Annotated in this window: 10 protein-coding genes and 1 pseudogene; 4 read left to right on the forward strand and 7 right to left on the reverse strand. The window is 72.8% G+C overall.

The annotated features are described in order from the left end of the window. Positions 1–144: 144 nt before the first annotated feature. Positions 145–900 (forward strand): ALF repeat-containing protein, encoded by a 756-nt coding sequence (locus AC3ETA_RS07415; protein ID WP_432191986.1) that lies wholly within the window; start codon positions 145–147, stop codon positions 898–900. Here AC3ETA_RS07415 and AC3ETA_RS07420 read toward each other — a convergent pair. Then, a complete protein-coding gene (locus AC3ETA_RS07420; RefSeq protein WP_432191987.1) occupies positions 897–1,064 on the reverse strand; it encodes a DUF397 domain-containing protein in 168 nt (55 codons plus the stop codon). The two genes, AC3ETA_RS07415 and AC3ETA_RS07420, sit on opposite strands and share 4 nt — an antisense overlap. Positions 1,065–1,139: 75 nt before the next feature. Between AC3ETA_RS07420 and AC3ETA_RS07425 the strand changes: the two genes are divergently transcribed. Beyond that, positions 1,140–2,987, forward strand: a complete 1,848-nt coding sequence (locus AC3ETA_RS07425) for a protein kinase domain-containing protein (RefSeq protein ID WP_432191988.1) — start codon at positions 1,140–1,142, stop codon at positions 2,985–2,987. Between the two features lie 48 nt (positions 2,988–3,035). Here the strand turns inward: AC3ETA_RS07425 and purH are convergent, their stop codons facing one another. Together purH and purN are read right to left on the reverse strand one after the other, a co-directional pair. Continuing rightward, complete coding sequence (gene purH / locus AC3ETA_RS07430) at positions 3,036–4,601, reverse strand: bifunctional phosphoribosylaminoimidazolecarboxamide formyltransferase/IMP cyclohydrolase (protein WP_432191989.1); 1,566 nt, start codon at positions 4,599–4,601, stop codon at positions 3,036–3,038. Next, positions 4,598–5,227 carry a phosphoribosylglycinamide formyltransferase gene (gene purN / locus AC3ETA_RS07435; protein ID WP_432191990.1) on the reverse strand — a complete coding sequence of 210 codons (630 nt, stop codon included), beginning with the start codon at positions 5,225–5,227 and terminating at the stop codon, positions 4,598–4,600. The genes purH and purN overlap by 4 nt, the downstream gene beginning before the upstream one ends. Before the next feature lie 274 nt (positions 5,228–5,501). Here purN and AC3ETA_RS07440 point away from each other — a divergent pair, with 274 nt between their 5' ends. Continuing rightward, positions 5,502–6,308 carry a hypothetical protein gene (locus AC3ETA_RS07440; protein ID WP_432191991.1) on the forward strand — a complete coding sequence of 269 codons (807 nt, stop codon included), beginning with the start codon at positions 5,502–5,504 and terminating at the stop codon, positions 6,306–6,308. Between the two features lie 877 nt (positions 6,309–7,185). Here the strand turns inward: AC3ETA_RS07440 and AC3ETA_RS07445 are convergent. Then, positions 7,186–8,649, reverse strand: a pseudogene (locus tag AC3ETA_RS07445) (cell division protein PerM); the annotation flags it as partial. Positions 8,650–8,745: 96 nt separating this feature from the next. Here AC3ETA_RS07445 and AC3ETA_RS07450 point away from each other — a divergent pair. Further along, the gene (locus AC3ETA_RS07450) at positions 8,746–9,867 is read left to right on the forward strand and encodes a sigma factor-like helix-turn-helix DNA-binding protein (protein WP_432191992.1); all 1,122 of its coding nucleotides are present in this window, start codon (positions 8,746–8,748) and stop codon (positions 9,865–9,867) included. Positions 9,868–9,975: 108 nt separating this feature from the next. On the opposite strand, the gene sucD is transcribed toward AC3ETA_RS07450, so the two are convergent. The 3 genes from sucD to AC3ETA_RS07465 all read right to left on the reverse strand — a co-directional run bounded on the left by sucD (position 9,976) and on the right by AC3ETA_RS07465 (position 14,883). After that, positions 9,976–10,860, reverse strand: coding sequence for a succinate--CoA ligase subunit alpha (sucD, locus tag AC3ETA_RS07455; protein WP_432191993.1), 885 nt, complete (start codon positions 10,858–10,860; stop codon positions 9,976–9,978). A 27-nt stretch (positions 10,861–10,887) separates the two neighbouring features. Further along, entirely contained in the window at positions 10,888–12,069 is a 1,182-nt protein-coding gene (sucC, locus tag AC3ETA_RS07460; RefSeq protein ID WP_432191994.1) for an ADP-forming succinate--CoA ligase subunit beta, read from the reverse strand. A 657-nt stretch (positions 12,070–12,726) separates the two neighbouring features. Then, a complete protein-coding gene (locus AC3ETA_RS07465; RefSeq protein WP_432191995.1) occupies positions 12,727–14,883 on the reverse strand; it encodes a hypothetical protein in 2,157 nt (718 codons plus the stop codon). Between the last annotated feature and the right edge of the window lie 127 nt (positions 14,884–15,010).

Genomic DNA, 15,010 nt, shown 5'->3' on the forward strand with positions numbered 1-15,010 from the left:
TTCTCAGGTACCGCTCACGCGGGGTGTGTGTGACGCATGCACGCAACAACGAGCGGCTGAGACTGCCCACTTCCGGCAGTGAAACCGTGGTCCAGCATGAGGGAGCATTCGAGCGCCGGCACACTTCGGAAGAAAGGCTCACCTGTGAGACCGACCCGCGCTGCCCTGACCCTCGCCGCAACCGCCCTCGCCCCGGCGCTCCTGCTGGCCAGCCCGGCCTTCGCCGCCCAGTCGGCCCCGGCCTTCGCGACCACCGTGTCGGCCGCGTCCGACGCGCCCGGCTCAAACGTCGACGAGATGTCCGACGACGACGTCCGAGTCGAGATAGCGCGCATCATCGGCGACCCCGACACCGGCAAGGCCGTCTACGCCGCCGCACAGAAGGCCCTGGACGGCACGATCGAGGATCAGCGGTACTTCCTGAAGACGGGTCGCTGGATCGCGCAGTTCGAGGACGACCGCGTCGCCACCTTCCGTATCCTTCACATCGCCCGGCAGAACAACGACAAGGCGGTCATCAGGGAAGCCACGAAGGCCCTGGAAACCGGCACCCCGGAGGCCCTGCGCGCCTTCCTGGAGACCGGCTACCGCCTCGCCCGGGCCGAGGACGACGCCGTCGCGATCGCCCGCATCCTCGCCACCGCCGACCCGAAGACCGACAAGGCCGTCATCAGGGAGGCCAACGAGGCCCTCGACGCCCACACCCCGGAGGCCCTGCGGGCCTACCTGGAGACCGGCTACCGCCTCGCCCGCGCGGAGGACGACCGCGTCCGCGTCTTCCGGATCCTGGCCGACCCCACGATCAGCGACGCGCTGCGGACGGCGGCGGAGGAGGTCATCGAGGGTACGCCTGAGGAGCTGCGGTACTTCATCGAGGTCGGGCAGTACGAGGTCGGCTAGGGCGACTTGCCGAAGAGGACCCGGGCGCGGGTGGGGAACACCAGTGCCGGGGCCTCCGGGCTCTTGGCGTCGCGGACGGGGATGATGCCGGGGAGGTGGTCGGCGACCTCGACAGGGCCAGACGGTGTGGTGCGAGTCGCCGCCCCGAGGGGCCTGCGTGACACACGAGCACGCGATAGCCTCGTGTCAACCGGGCTTACACACTCGGGGCGTTGGGACATAGGCACATCGGGGGTTCCATGTCGGAGCAGCGGCCCACGCCGCCACACTCTCCAGCATCCGCCGACGCCGCCCTGGCACAGGCCGGTGCCACGCCCCTGCGGTCGTCGGATCCCAGCCGTATCGGGCCGTACCTACCCCTCGGGCTGCTCGGCAGCGGAGGGATGGGGCACGTCTATCTCGCGCGGCCCGGTGACAGTTCCGCCGGGCTGGCGGCCGTGAAGGTGATCCGTCCCGAGTACGCCGAGGACGCCCGGTTCAGGCGGCGCTTCGAGCGGGAGGCGGCCGTGCACTCCCGGGTGCACACCCCGCGTACGCCGCAGTTGCTCGGCACCGGGTTCGACGACTCGCTGCTGTGGATGGGGACGCAGTACCTGCCCGGCCTGAACCTCGCCGAGGCGGTCCGCGAGTGCGGCCGGCTGGAGCGTACCGGGGTGTGGCGGCTGATCGCGGAGCTCGGGCAGGCCCTGGCGGCGCTGTCCGCCGCCGACGTCGTGCACCGCGACCTCAAGCCGTCCAACATCGTCCTGTCCCTCCAGGGCGTGTACGTCATCGACTTCGGCATCGCCCAGGCCGCCGACGGCAGTGCCATCACCTCGACCGGGAGCCGCGTCGGCACGCCCGCCTTCATGGCGCCGGAGTATCTGCGCGAGGGCCACTGCGACACCGCCTCGGACGTCTTCTCGCTGGCGGGGAGCCTGATCTACGCCGCCACCGGGCACGCCCCGTTCGGCGACGGCACCGGCGTCGACGTGATGCACCGGGTGGCGTTCGAGGAGCCCAAGCAGGACATCATGGCCGAACTCTCGGCCGTGGACCCCGCGTTGGCCGCCCTGATGGCCGCCTGCCTCGCCAAGGATCCCGCCGCGCGCCCCCTTCCGCGGCAGCTCATCGAGGCCGCCACGGCCGCCGGGCACACGCACGGCACCCCGCCCGCCTGGCACGAACCGCTGCGCGCCCGGCTGCGCGCCCGGCAGCAGGCCTGCGAGGTGCTGGAGCGGGTCGCCGTCGAGGAGACCGTGCAGTTGCGTACGCCGGTGGCGCCGCCGATGTTCCCCGGCTCCGGCTCCGGCTCCGGGGCGGGGGCGGGGGCGGTGTTCGGGCAGCCCACGCCACCCATGTCGCCCGCGGCACACACATCGCCCACGTCGCCCACTGCGCCCCCAGCGCCCACGCCGCCCTGGCAGCACCCCACCCCGGCCCCCGAGAGCGGCAGCCCGCGCAGGAAGCGCAAGGTCCTTCTCGCCCTGGCCGCGAGCCTCGCCGTGTGCGCCGTCGCCGCGGGCGCCTTCCTGCTCACCCGGCCGCCCATGGACGAGACGGCCTCGGCGGCGCCCACGGCAACGGACAGCGCGGCCCCTGGCGGATCTCAGGCGTTGGCGCCGCCCGGTGTGTCCACCTCGCCCTCCGGCGAGAAGAAGGAGTCGGAGAAGGCCGAGCCGCGGGAGTCGGAGCAAGGTGCCTCCGAGAGCGCGAGCGCGACAGCCTCCGTGGGCGAGGGCGGAACCCGGCCGACCCCCGGCGACAAACCCTCGGCCACGTCCGGCAGCGGCGGAGGCGGTGGCAGTACCCCGGCCGACACCCCCACCCCGACGGCCCCCGCCACGCCCGCCACCCCGCCCTGGATCTCCCAGTGCACGTACTACTCCGGCACCGAGCTGACGGACTACGGCGACAAGGGGCAGAGAGTGGTTCAGGTGCAGTGCATGCTCACCAAGCGCGGCTACAGCGTCGGTTCGTCGGGCGTGGACGGCGAGTTCGGCAGCGCCACGCTGGCCGCGGTGAAGCAGTTCCAGGGCGCCAAGGGCCTTGAGGTGGACGGCGAGGTCGGCCCCAACACCTGGGCTGCGCTGCGCAGTTCGACATGAGGCGGGCCCGCCGTTCACCGAACGACGGGCCCCCGGAAGCAATACCGGTCAGTGGAAGAAGTGCCGCGTCCCGGTGAAGTACATCGTGACGCCCGACTTCTTCGCGGCCTCGACCACCTGCTCGTCGCGGACCGAACCGCCGGGCTGGACCACGGCCTTCACGCCGGCCGCGGTGAGGATCTCCAGGCCGTCGGGGAAGGGGAAGAAGGCGTCGGAGGCGGCGTAGGAACCCTGCGCGCGCTCGGCGCCGGCCCGCTCGACCGCCAGCTTCGCGGAGTCGACGCGGTTGACCTGGCCCATGCCGACGCCGACCGAGGCGCCGTCCTTGGCGAGGAGGATCGCGTTGGACTTGACGGCCCGGCACGCCTTCCAGGCGAAGGCGAGCTCGGCCAGTTCCCCGGCGGACAGGGCCTCGCCCGTCGCCAGGGTCCAGTTCGCCGGGTCGTCGCCGTCGGCCTGGAGGCGGTCTGTGACCTGGAGGAGGGCGCCGCCGTCGACGGGCTTGATCTCGACGGGGTTCCCCGGGCCCTCGGGGCAGCGCAGCACGCGGATGTTCTTCTTCTTGGCGAGGGCTTCGAGGGCGCCGTCCTCGTAGCCCGGCGCGACGATGACCTCGGTGAAGATCTCGGCGACCTGCTCCGCCATCTCCTTGCTGACCGGGCGATTGACCGCGATCACGCCGCCGAACGCCGACAGCGGGTCACAGGCGTGCGCCTTGCGGTGCGCCTCGGCGACGTCCGCGCCGGTCGCGATGCCGCAGGGGTTCGCGTGCTTGATGATCGCGACGGCCGGCTCGGCGTGATCGTACGCGGCACGGCGGGCGGCGTCCGTGTCCGTGTAGTTGTTGTACGACATCTCCTTGCCGTGCAGCTGCTCGGCCTGCGCGAGACCGCTCCCGCTGCCGTCCACGTACAGGGCGGCGGGCTGGTGCGGGTTCTCGCCGTAGCGCAGGGTGTTCTCGCGCTCCCAGGTGGCGCCGAGGAAGTCGGGGAACTGCGAGTCGTCGACGGGGGCGTAGGAGGAGGCGAACCAGCTCGCCACCGCGACGTCGTACGCCGCCGTGTGCTGGAAGGCCTCGGCCGCGAGCCGCTTGCGGGTGGTGAGGTCGAAGCCGCCGTCGCGGACCGCGCCGAGGACGTCGGCGTAGCGGGCCGGGCTGGTGACGACCGCCACCGACGGGTGGTTCTTGGCGGCGGCGCGCACCATCGACGGACCGCCGATGTCGATCTGCTCGACGCACTCGTCGGGGGTGGCGCCGGAGGCGACGGTCTCACGGAACGGGTAGAGGTTGACGACGACCAGGTCGAACGGCTCGACGCCCAGCTCGGCCAGCTGCCGCCGGTGGTCCTCCAGGCGCAGGTCGGCGAGGATGCCGGCGTGCACGCGCGGGTGCAGCGTCTTGACGCGGCCGTCCAGGCACTCGGGGAAGCCGGTGAGCTCCTCGACCTTGGTGACGGGGACACCGGCCGCGGCGATCTTCGCGGCCGTGGAGCCGGTGGAGACGAGTGCGACGCCCGCCTCGTGCAGGCCGCGCGCGAGGTCTTCGAGACCGGTCTTGTCGTAGACGCTGACGAGCGCCCGTCGAATGGCCCGCTTGTTGCTCTCGGCGGTCACTGGATAACTACCTTTCGTCCCTCAATGCGATAGCCGTTGCGGGCGAGCCGCCCCACGACCTCGACGAGCAGCCTTCGCTCGACTTCCTTGATGCGCTCGTGCAGAGCGCTCTCGTCGTCCTCGTTGCGGACCTCGACCACGCCCTGAGCGATGATCGGCCCGGTGTCGACGCCGTCGTCGACGAAGTGGACGGTGCAGCCGGTGACCTTGGCGCCGTACGCGAGGGCGTCACGGACGCCGTGGGCGCCGGGAAAACTGGGGAGCAGGGCCGGGTGGGTGTTGACGAACCGGCCGCCGAACCGGGCGAGGAACTCCTTGCCCACGATCTTCATGAACCCGGCGGAGACCACGAGGTCGGGCTCGTGGGCGGAGACGGCGTCGGCGAGGGCGGCGTCCCACTCCTCACGCCCGGCGTGGTCCTTGACCTTGCAGACGAAGGTCGGCAGCCCCGCGCGCTCGGCCCGCGCCAGCCCCTCGATGTTCTCGCGGTCGGCCCCTACGGCCACGATCTGGGCGCCGTACGCCTCGGGACCGACGGCGGCGATCTCGTCGAGGAGCGCCTGAAGGTTGGTGCCGGATCCGGAGACCAGCACGACGAGGCGCTTGGCCACGGGCTTGGCGGCCACGGTGGGGGCCCTTTCTCGGGGGTGCGTTCTTCATGCGGCCGACGCTTTGTATATTCGTACGATTGCATTACGCCCCGGGATACGGGGAAGTCTACGAAGCGGGCGACCGTCCGCAACGATACCGGCACTCCCGAGAGCCCCCACGGGACGGGGGCGTGGCCGGAAGGTAGCGTCTGGGGGGAGCTGGCCCGGGAACGCGGTCGTGGTGCTGTGCGTTCAGAAAATGACAGCTCATGTCGGATCAGTCGTTCACCAAGGGGAAGACGCTCACTTGATGCCGGACCGCAGCTTGCGACTCCTCACGCTCCCCCCGCAGTCCTTGCAGGGAGGGGAGCACAGCGGCGTGCTGCTGCGGGAGCGCCCCGCCTCGCCGCCGGACGCCCCCTCGGGCGGGCAGAACGACGGCCGGCAGGGCAGCGGTGGCCAGGGCAGCGGTGGCCAGGGGCAGGATGACAACCCCTTCGCCCCGCCGCCGGAGGGCACGCCCGACCGCCCGTGGCAGCCGCGCAGGCCGTCGGGCGACGACGGCTCGCAGGACTCCGACCAGGGCAACGGCAACTCCCCGTGGGGCAACCAGTGGAGCGACCGGCAGCCGGGCCGCTCCTCCGGCGGGTTCGGCCAGAATCCCCGGGGCGGCCAGGACGGCTCCGGCGGGAACGGCGGGCCGGGCGGTGGCATGCGCTGGGACCCGACCGACCCGACCCAGCGCCGGGCGCGTTACGCCCTGCTGTCCGGCATGTGGGCCTTCTTCTTCGCCCTGTTCAGCTGGCCGTACATGGCCCTGCTCCTGGGCGCGCTCGCCCTGTACTGGGGCATCAGCAGCCTCCGCGCCAAGCCCCGCACCCCGGACCCGGACAACCCCGCGCCCCAGAACAACGGCCGGCCCCAGACGACGGCGGCGGTGAGCGGGCTGGTCACGGCGTCCCTCGCCATCGCGGTGGTCGCGGCCGGGTTCGCCGCGCAGGTGGTCTACAGCGACTACTACACCTGCCGCGACGACGCGCTGACGCATCAGGCGAAGCAGTCGTGCGACGAGCATCTGCCGAAGGAACTGCGGGGGGTTCTGGGCGCGGAGAGCTGACGCGGTCGCGGTCGCGGTCGGGGTCGGGGTCGGGGTCGGCGGGGTGGCTCTAACGGGCGTTCGGTGAGTCCGGGGGCTCTTTGGGGGTTGGTTCCGAGGGCTCGCGGGAGGCTGGTTCCGAGGGCTTCCCGGTGGTCGGTTCCTTCTCCTCGGCCTGCGCGGCCGGTGGCTTCTTCGCAGCCGGTGACCTGTCAGCGGTGAGCGGCTTGCGTGCGGCCGGGGCGTCGGGTTCGTCCTGCGGGTCCGGGGCAGCCGGCACCCGGGCCGTTTCCTGCGCCTCCGGCGCGTCCGATGACTTCGGTACGTCCGGCTCGTCCTCCGCGTCCGGTCCTCCGGAGGCCTTCGTCGACTTCGAGGCCTTGCTCCCCTGCCAGGCCGACGGTGGTGGCGGGGGCACCGACAGCGACCCTGCGGGCGGGAAGTCGTCCGGCTCGAAGGTCGTGTCGTGGTCGTACGTCGCGTACGGGATGTCCTGGGTGAGGGCCTCGTACCGGGCGTCCTCGCCGTACGCCGCGGCTTGAGCGCCCTTCTCGTCGGTCCGGTCCGCACCACCGGTCCGGTCCTGCGCCGACGCCTTGGACGGCGCCTTGCGGCCGTTCCCCGGAAGCCTCGCCTTCGAGTGCGCCACCCCGTCCGCGCCCGACCCGGCCGTCGCCGATCCGCTCGCCCCGGCAGACCCGCTCGCCCCGGCAGACCCGCCCGCCCCGCCCGACTCCCCCGCCCCCGGCAACCACCCGCCGACCAGCGGCAGCCGATCCCGCAGCGAGCGCTCCTCCCCGGCCGATCCGCCCTCCCCCGGCGCTCCCGCGCGAGGCCTGCCGATCCGTGCGCCCTGGGTGTCGCTCACCGCCCCCGCACGGTGCCGCCCCGTCCAGCACCGCCAGCCGCGCACCAGCACCGCCACCGGAACCGCCGCCAGGGCGACCCACCCGAGCGTCGCCGCCCCGGCCTGCCACCACACCGGCCCGAACCGTGCCAGCGCCCCCACACCCAGCGGCCCGCCCGACAGCATGGCCAGCACGGCGACCGCAAGGGCGCAGAATCCGGCCGCCAGCACGGCCGTGACGGCGGTGAGTCCGGGCGACCAGGTCGCCACGGACGCCGGCCCGCGCCCGGAGCGGCCGGCCGAGGACTCCTCCTTGGCCTGGAACCGGCCTGTCGAAGGCCCCTGCCCGGCCCGCGACCGGCCCCTCGCCGCTCCCTGTCCGGCCCGTGCCCCACCCGTCACCGACCCCTGCCCCGCCCGGATCCGAAGCGTCGCGGAGGTGTCCGGGTCTGCGGACCGCTCGCGGAACCCGTCCCCCCACCCCGCCGCGAACCACCCCACCACCAGGCCCGCCGCGATCGGCACCACCGCCACGCCCCACCGCAACGGCCCGGCGACGGCCGTCTCCGGTACCGCCTGCAGCAGCGGGAACGGCGGCAGCAGCGGCGCCGGCGTCGAGGACAGCGGCCCCACGACATGCCCCGACCCGAGCACGAACCCCGGCCCGAGCGCGTACGCCGCCGCCCACACGGCCGCGTTCGGCACCAGGGCCGCGCACAGCAACAGCACCGCGAACCGCCCCGACCAGCCCTGCGTCAGCTCCAGGAAGGACCCCCGCACCGCCCCGCCGTGCCACACCAGTGCCCCGCCCACCAGCAACGCCCCGCCGCCGGCGAGCGCCGCGACCCCCGCCCCGGCCGCCCGGGCCGCCGTACCGACGCGGGCCCGCCCTTCCGTCCCCGGCACCAGCCTCCGCACCCGTTCCGGCAGCACGAGCAGCAGGCCGTCCACAACCTCGGGCCGCCGCTCGCACGCCGTCCACACCCCGACGCCCGCCGCCGCCATCGTGACCAGGGGCACCCGCAGCACCGTCCACAGCCAGGACGGTTGCAGCTCGCCCCCGGCCGAGTACACGGCGGCCGCCAGGCCCACCCCGAGGTACCCGAGGACGACGCCGGCCCACGCCGTACGGATCGACACCAGCGGCACCCCCTCACCCCCGTCGGCCGCCGCGTCCCGTGCCGCCCGGTGCACCAGCCACACCGGGAGCGCGAGCAGCAGCAGCGGGGTGACACCGACCGGCGCGGGGACGCCGGAGAGCGTGTCGGTGCGGACCAGTTCGGCACCGTGCGCCAGCAGCCACAGCACGGAGGCGATCCGCAGCGCGCCGCCCGGCCCGCTGTCCGCGTACGGCGAGCTGATCCACAGCGCGATCACCATCACGGCGAACACACCGAGCCCCAGCCCCGCCGCCACCGCACCGCTGAAGAGGCTGGCACCCAGGCCGGGCGAATGGCGGCGCATGCGCGTCAGCAGGGGCGTTCGACGAGCGGTCATCTCGATCACGCTCGCCATGCTCCCAACGACACGCGCTTTCCCGTCGTAACAGGCGAACCTCCGATGTGTCGCTCAATATATGTTTATGTACTTTTTCGTGCGAAAGGGCGCCCGGTGACGCAGACCCCCGCAGTCCCGCTCCCTCCGCCCGAGGAACGCCGACGCCTGCGTGAGGCCGGTGCCTTGACGCAGGCTCAGCTCGCAAAACGGGTGGGCGTCAGCCGCGAGACGGTGCGCGCGTGGGAGAGCGGCCGCACGACACCGCGGGGACGGAGGAGGGAGGCGTACGCACAACTGCTGCTGTCCATCGCCGACAGGACGGGGGGTCAGGAACCCGAGGAAGTACATGACATGACGGCACTTCAGCACACGGCCGAGAGCACGGCGGGGGCCCCCGAACCCCCGCCCGAGCGGCCGTCCGAGCGGCCGTCCGAGAGCCGGCTCACCCCCGCCCAGGCCTTCGACGCGCTCTACGCCTTCTGCGCCCCCGCCCTCGTACGGCAGACCTTCCTGCTGACCGGTCGTCGCGAGCTCGCCCGGGAGTCGGTCGAGCGGGCCTTCCAGCACGCCTGGCAGCGCTGGCCCGAGGTGGCCCGGGACCGCGACCCGGCGGGCTGGGTGCGGGCGGCGGCGTACGAATTCGCGCTCTCTCCCTGGCACCGGTTCCGCCCCCGCTACCGGCACCCCGAACCGCCGCCCTCCGACGCGTTCGACCGCGCCCTGCTGGACGTGCTCCTCCGACTGCCGCCGCCCCAGCGCCGCACCCTCGTCCTCTACGACGGTGTCGGCCTGGACCTGCCCGAGACGGCGGCCGAGACGGAGGCGAGCACACGGGCGGCCGCGAACCGCCTCATGCACGCGCGCACCGCGGTCGCCGCCCGGCTGCCGGACCTGTCCGACCCCGCCGCGCTCCACCGGCGGCTGGCCGAACTGGCCTCCACCGAGCGGCTGCGCGCGGCCAAGCCGACGGTGGTGCGGGACGGCAGCGAACGCCGGGCCCGCTTCTGGACCCGGGCCGCGATCGCCTTCACGGTCGCGCTCATCGGCACGACGGCACTGACACTGCGGACGGCTCCCACGCACTACGAGCCACCCGTCCCGCCGGGGTCGACGGTGCGGGGCGTGCCGCCGAGGATGGCGCCGGGGCCGTTGTCGGAGAAGGAGCGGGAGCTGCGGGAGAAGCTGCGCAAGCAGCTGCAGTCCGGCCCGGAGCGGCTCCTGCCGCAGGTCACATGACCAGCGCGGACCCCACCGTGGTGGCCCGACGCGGCCGGACACGACGGTGGGCCCGCCCCCGCACGGGAAGCGGACCCACCGGCTAACGGCTCACTGCCGTGACTGCGTTCAGCCGCCCAGGATCTCGCGGGCCAGCTTCGCCGTCTCGGTCGGGGTCTTGCCGACCTTGACGCCCGCGGCCTCCAGGGCCTCCTTCTTCGCCTGCGCCGTGCCGGAGGAACCGGACACGATGGCGCCGGCGTGACCCATGGTCTTGCCCTCGGGCGCGGTGAAGCCCGCGACGTAGCCGACGACCGGCTTCGTCACGTTCTCCTTGATGAACGCGGCCGCGCGCTCCTCGGCGTCGCCGCCGATCTCACCGATCATGACGATCAGGTCGGTGTCGGGGTCGGCCTGGAACGCGGCGAGCGCGTCGATGTGCGTGGTGCCGATGATCGGGTCGCCACCGATGCCGACGGCGGTCGAGAAGCCGATGTCACGCAGCTCGTACATCATCTGGTACGTCAGCGTGCCGGACTTCGAGACCAGGCCGATACGGCCCGGCTTCGTGATGTCGCCCGGGATGATGCCGACGTTCGACTGGCCCGGGGTGATGATGCCGGGGCAGTTCGGGCCGATGATGCGGGTCTTGTTGCCCTTCTTGCCGGCGTACGCCCAGAAGGCGGCCGTGTCGTGCACGGCGATGCCCTCGGTGATCACGACGGCCAGCGGGATCTCGGCGTCGATGGCCTCGACGACCGCGTCCTTGGTGAACTTCTCCGGCACGAAGATGACGGAGACGTTGGCGCCGGTCTTCTCGATGGCCTCCTTGACGGTGCCGAAGACCGGTACCTCGGTGCCGTCGAAGTCCACGGTCTGACCCGCCTTGCGCGGGTTCACGCCGCCCACGACCTCGGTGCCGTCACCGAGCATGAGCTTGGTGTGCTTCATGCCCGTGGCGCCGGTCATGCCCTGGACGATGACCTTGCTGTCCTTGTTGAGCCAGATAGCCATGGTGTGTTGTGTCCTCGTCCTGAGTGCTTACTTGGCGGCGTGAGCCAGTTCGGCGGCCTTGTCGGCCGCGCCGTCCATGGTGTCGACGCGCTGCACCAACGGGTGGTTGGCGTCGGTGAGGATCTGCCGGCCGAGCTCGGCGTTGTTGCCGTCGAGGCGGACGACGAGGGGCTTGCTGACGTTCTCGCCGCGGTCCTCGAGGAGCTTGAGGGCCTGGACGATGCCGTTGGCGACCTCGTCGCACGCGGTGATGCCGCCGAAGACGTTGACGAAGACGGACTTGACGTCCGGGTCGCCGAGGATGATCTCAAGGCCGTTGGCCATGACCTGGGCGGAGGCGCCACCGCCGATGTCCAGGAAGTTGGCCGGCTTGACGTTGCCGTGGTTCTCACCGGCGTACGCGACGACGTCCAGGGTGCTCATGACGAGACCCGCGCCGTTGCCGATGATGCCGACCTCGCCGTCGAGCTTGACGTAGTTGAGGTTCTTCTCCTTGGCGGCCGCCTCGAGCGGGTTGGCGGCGTCCTTGTCGTGGAGCTCCTCGTACTCGGGGTGGCGGAACTCGGCGTTCTCGTCGAGCGACACCTTGCCGTCGAGGGCGAGGACCTCACCGGAGGCGACCTTCGCGAGCGGGTTGACCTCGACGAGGAGGGCGTCCGACTTGATGAAGGTGTCCCACAGCCTGATCAGGACGTTGACGACCTTGTCCGCGACCTCGGCCGGGAACTTCGCGGCCTCGACGATCTCGCGGGCCTTGGCCTCGTCCACGCCGTCGATGGCGTCGATCGCGATCTTGGCGACGGCCTCCGGGCGGGTGGCCGCCACCTCCTCGATCTCCATGCCGCCCTCGACCGAGGCGATGGAGAGGAAGGTGCGGTTGGCACGGTCGAGGAGGAAGGAGACGTAGTACTCCTCCAGGATCTCCGGGGCCGTCTCGGCGATCATCACCTTGTGGACCGTGTGGCCCTTGATGTCCATGCCGAGGATGTCGGTCGCCCGGGCGACGGCCTCGTCCGCGTTCGCGGCGAGCTTCACGCCGCCGGCCTTGCCGCGGCCGCCGACCTTCACCTGGGCCTTGACGACAGACTTGCCGCCGAGGCGCTCGGTGGCTGCGCGGGCCGCCTCAGGCGTGTCGATGACTTCACCGGCCAGCACCGGTACATCGTGCTTGGCGAAGAGGTCCCTCGCCTGGTACTCGAACAGGTCCACGCGCTTCCGTCCCTATCAGTGATCTCGCGGTTCGTTGGATGCGTGGGCGTGCCGCGAAGGGCAACGTGACGTCCGCTGTCACTAGGGAGGCGCACACGGTGTCCGAGCGCGCGGCATGTCCGTCTCGCAGGTTATCGCTGCTTGCGGAGGGCCCCTAAATCGAGGGTCACACCTGAGCGGTGATACCTGTCACATGATGCCGCGATCAGGGGTGATCACTGGCACGGCGTGCCGACGGTGAGGTGCCGGCGATACGGCTGTGACACGACCGCACGGCTGTGACGGCACCGGTATCGCGGGCAAGGGCCTCACCGGGCTGGGGTTGACCCGGTGAGGCCCTTCGAACTGCCCGGAGGGGCACGAATGGGCCGCCCCTGAGGGCTCTGGACGGGTGATCCCCACCCCAATGGGGACCACCCGCCCGGTCCGCGAGATCCCGGCCGGACGAGGCCGACGGCTTTCGGCCGTCCGGACCGGCTGCCACGCGGAGTCTTCGGTCGCCGGGGCGGTGATCAAGGAGTGTGATCAAGAGGTGTGATCAAGAGGTGTGATCACGGATGGCGATCTCTGTTGCTGATCCCTGTTACTGATCACTGCTGCTGATCACTGCTGCTGATCCCTGGTTGTGATCGCGCCGCCCCGGCGGAGGGGGTGCGCTCAGACCCGGTAGGCGCCGGCTCCCTGGCCGAGGTCGTCGCGGACCTGGTCACCGAGGTACTGCGCGTAGCCGGGCGTGACCGAGTGGGCGACGCCCTGCACGCCGCCTGCGGCGTTGCCCGCGAGCGGGCCGGCCGAGTCGCGGACCGTCCCGGTCAGGTCCCCGGCGAACGGCACGGCCTGCCCGGCCACCCCGTGCGCGAACGGGCCGACCTCACCGACGACACCGCCGGCGAACGGACGGACGTCTTCCGCGACGCCGTACGCGAGGGTCGTGGCGCTGCCGCCGACGCCGTCCGCGACCGGTCGCACGGTGTCCACGACCTGGTCGACGACCGGCTGTACGGCACCGGTGACGCCGTACGCGAAGGGCGGCACCTGCTCGGCGACACCGCCGGCGAAGGGCACGGCCTGCCCGGCCACGCCATGCGCCAAGGGGCCGACCTCACCGACGACACCGCCGGCGAACGGACGGACGTCTTCCGCGACGCCGTATGCCAGCGTGCCCGCGTCGGCGACCGCCCGACCGGCGACCGGCAGCACGCCGTGCACGGCCTGATCGGCGACCGGCGGCAGGACCGAACCGGTGACGTCGCCCGCGACATGGCCGGCCAGGCCGGTGGCGTAGGGGGGTACGTCGGTGGCGACGCCCTCCACGACCGGCTGCACGTCGGCGACGGCGCCCGACGCGACGGGACGGACGTCGGCGACGGTGCCGTGGGCGAGGTGCCGGACATCGCCGACCGCGCCGTGGGCCACCGGCACCGCGCCCTGGACGACCCCGCCGGCCGCCGACCGAACCTCCTGGACGGCCCCGCCGACGACCGGGCGCACGCCCGCGACGGCTCCGGTGGCCACCGGCTGGACGTCGGCGACCACGCCGTACGCGAGTGCGGTCGCGGCGTCGACCGTGTGCCCGGCGGTCCGGCCGACCCCGGCGACGGCACTGTGGGCGACCGGGACCACGCCGTCGACCGTCCTGCCGACGACCGGCGTCACCCCGTTCACCGCGTCGCCGGCCACCGGCTGGACGCCGTCCACCACGTGCCCGGCGACCGGGGTCACCCCGGCCGCGGTGCCGGTGGCGGCGGGGACGACACCGGCGACGGCATGCCCGGCGGCCGGGACGACGCCCTCGACGGCGCGACCCGCGACCGGGCCGACTCCGTGCACGGCCTCGGTGACGACCGGCGGGACGACCGCGTCGGCGGTCTGCTCCACGACCGGCGTGACCGTGCCGGGGACGGCGGCGACCGTTCCGACGACCCGCTGCTCCACGCCGCCGGCCGTGCCGGTGACATGGCTCGGGACCGCGGAGACGGATGCCTGCGCGGCCGCGGTGACCGCGCCGACCCGGCCGGTGGCGACGGTCGCCGTGTCCGTGATCCTGCCGTCGGCGTGGGCGACGGCGGCGTGCGTGACGTCGTCGACGCCCGCCGCGGTGCGACCCGCGCCGGCGACGGCGTACTGCGCCTTCGTCCGTACGACGCCCTCCACGCCCTGCGCCTGCGAACGCGCCGCCGCCTGCGCGCCCTGCACCTTCGTCTGCGCGGCGGCGAGCGCCTGCTCCAGCTCAGGGGCGAAGGCGGCGAGGGGGCCGAAGAGGTAGTCGATGGTGCCGGGGTGCTGCGGGGTGTTGTGGGGGAGGTGGTCGCGGACGTCGGTCACGGCCGCGGACACATGGGCCTCGGCGTGCGCGGTGACCTGCGCGGTCGCGTGTGCCGCGGCCTTGTCCGCGCGGGCGGCCCTGGCGCCCTGGACGGCCTGCGCCGCGCCCTTGGCCTTGGCGGCGGCGGACGTTGCGGTGTTCGTCGCGGACGGGACCGTGAGGTCGGCGTCCACGTAGCGGCGGGCCTGGTCGGCGGTGTTCGCGGGTGTCGTCCGGGCGGTGTCGGCGACCTCGCCGGTCGCGCCCTCGGTGACGCCGGTGACGGTGTCCGTGACGCCGGAGACGACGCCGTCGACCGTGTCGGTCACGCCGCCGAGAAGGCCGGGGGCGTCGGCGCCGTCGGCCGTGTCGGTCACGTCGGTGGCCGTGTCCGGTGCGGAGAGGGTGGCGGCCGGCAGCTCGTCTGCGCTGGCCACGGTCGAACCGAGCGCCCAGGCGCCGGTGACTCCGGCGGCTATGACGATCGAACGGCGGATGTTCTTGTTCATGCTTGCGTCGGATCCCTAGATCTCGGGGTTCCGAAGAACCCCGGAGCAACGGAGAAGTGAAGCTCCGGGACTTCGGACGGTTCGGGGACATTCCGGCGCCGATCACGGTCGCGGTCCGAGGAGTTGA

The sequence above is a fragment of the Streptomyces sp. bgisy027 genome, from assembly GCF_057710365.1.

Bases quoted from the DNA above. Each gene is read 5' to 3' on its own strand.
- AC3ETA_RS07425 (WP_432191988.1), top strand. From the start codon at position 1,140: ATGTCGGAGCAGCGGCCCACGCCGCCACACTCTCCAGCATCCGCCGAC.
- AC3ETA_RS07465 (WP_432191995.1), bottom strand. From the start codon at position 14,883: ATGAACAAGAACATCCGCCGTTCGATCGTCATAGCCGCCGGAGTCACC.
- sucD (WP_432191993.1), bottom strand. From the start codon at position 10,860: ATGGCTATCTGGCTCAACAAGGACAGCAAGGTCATCGTCCAGGGCATG.
- AC3ETA_RS07440 (WP_432191991.1), top strand. From the start codon at position 5,502: ATGCCGGACCGCAGCTTGCGACTCCTCACGCTCCCCCCGCAGTCCTTG.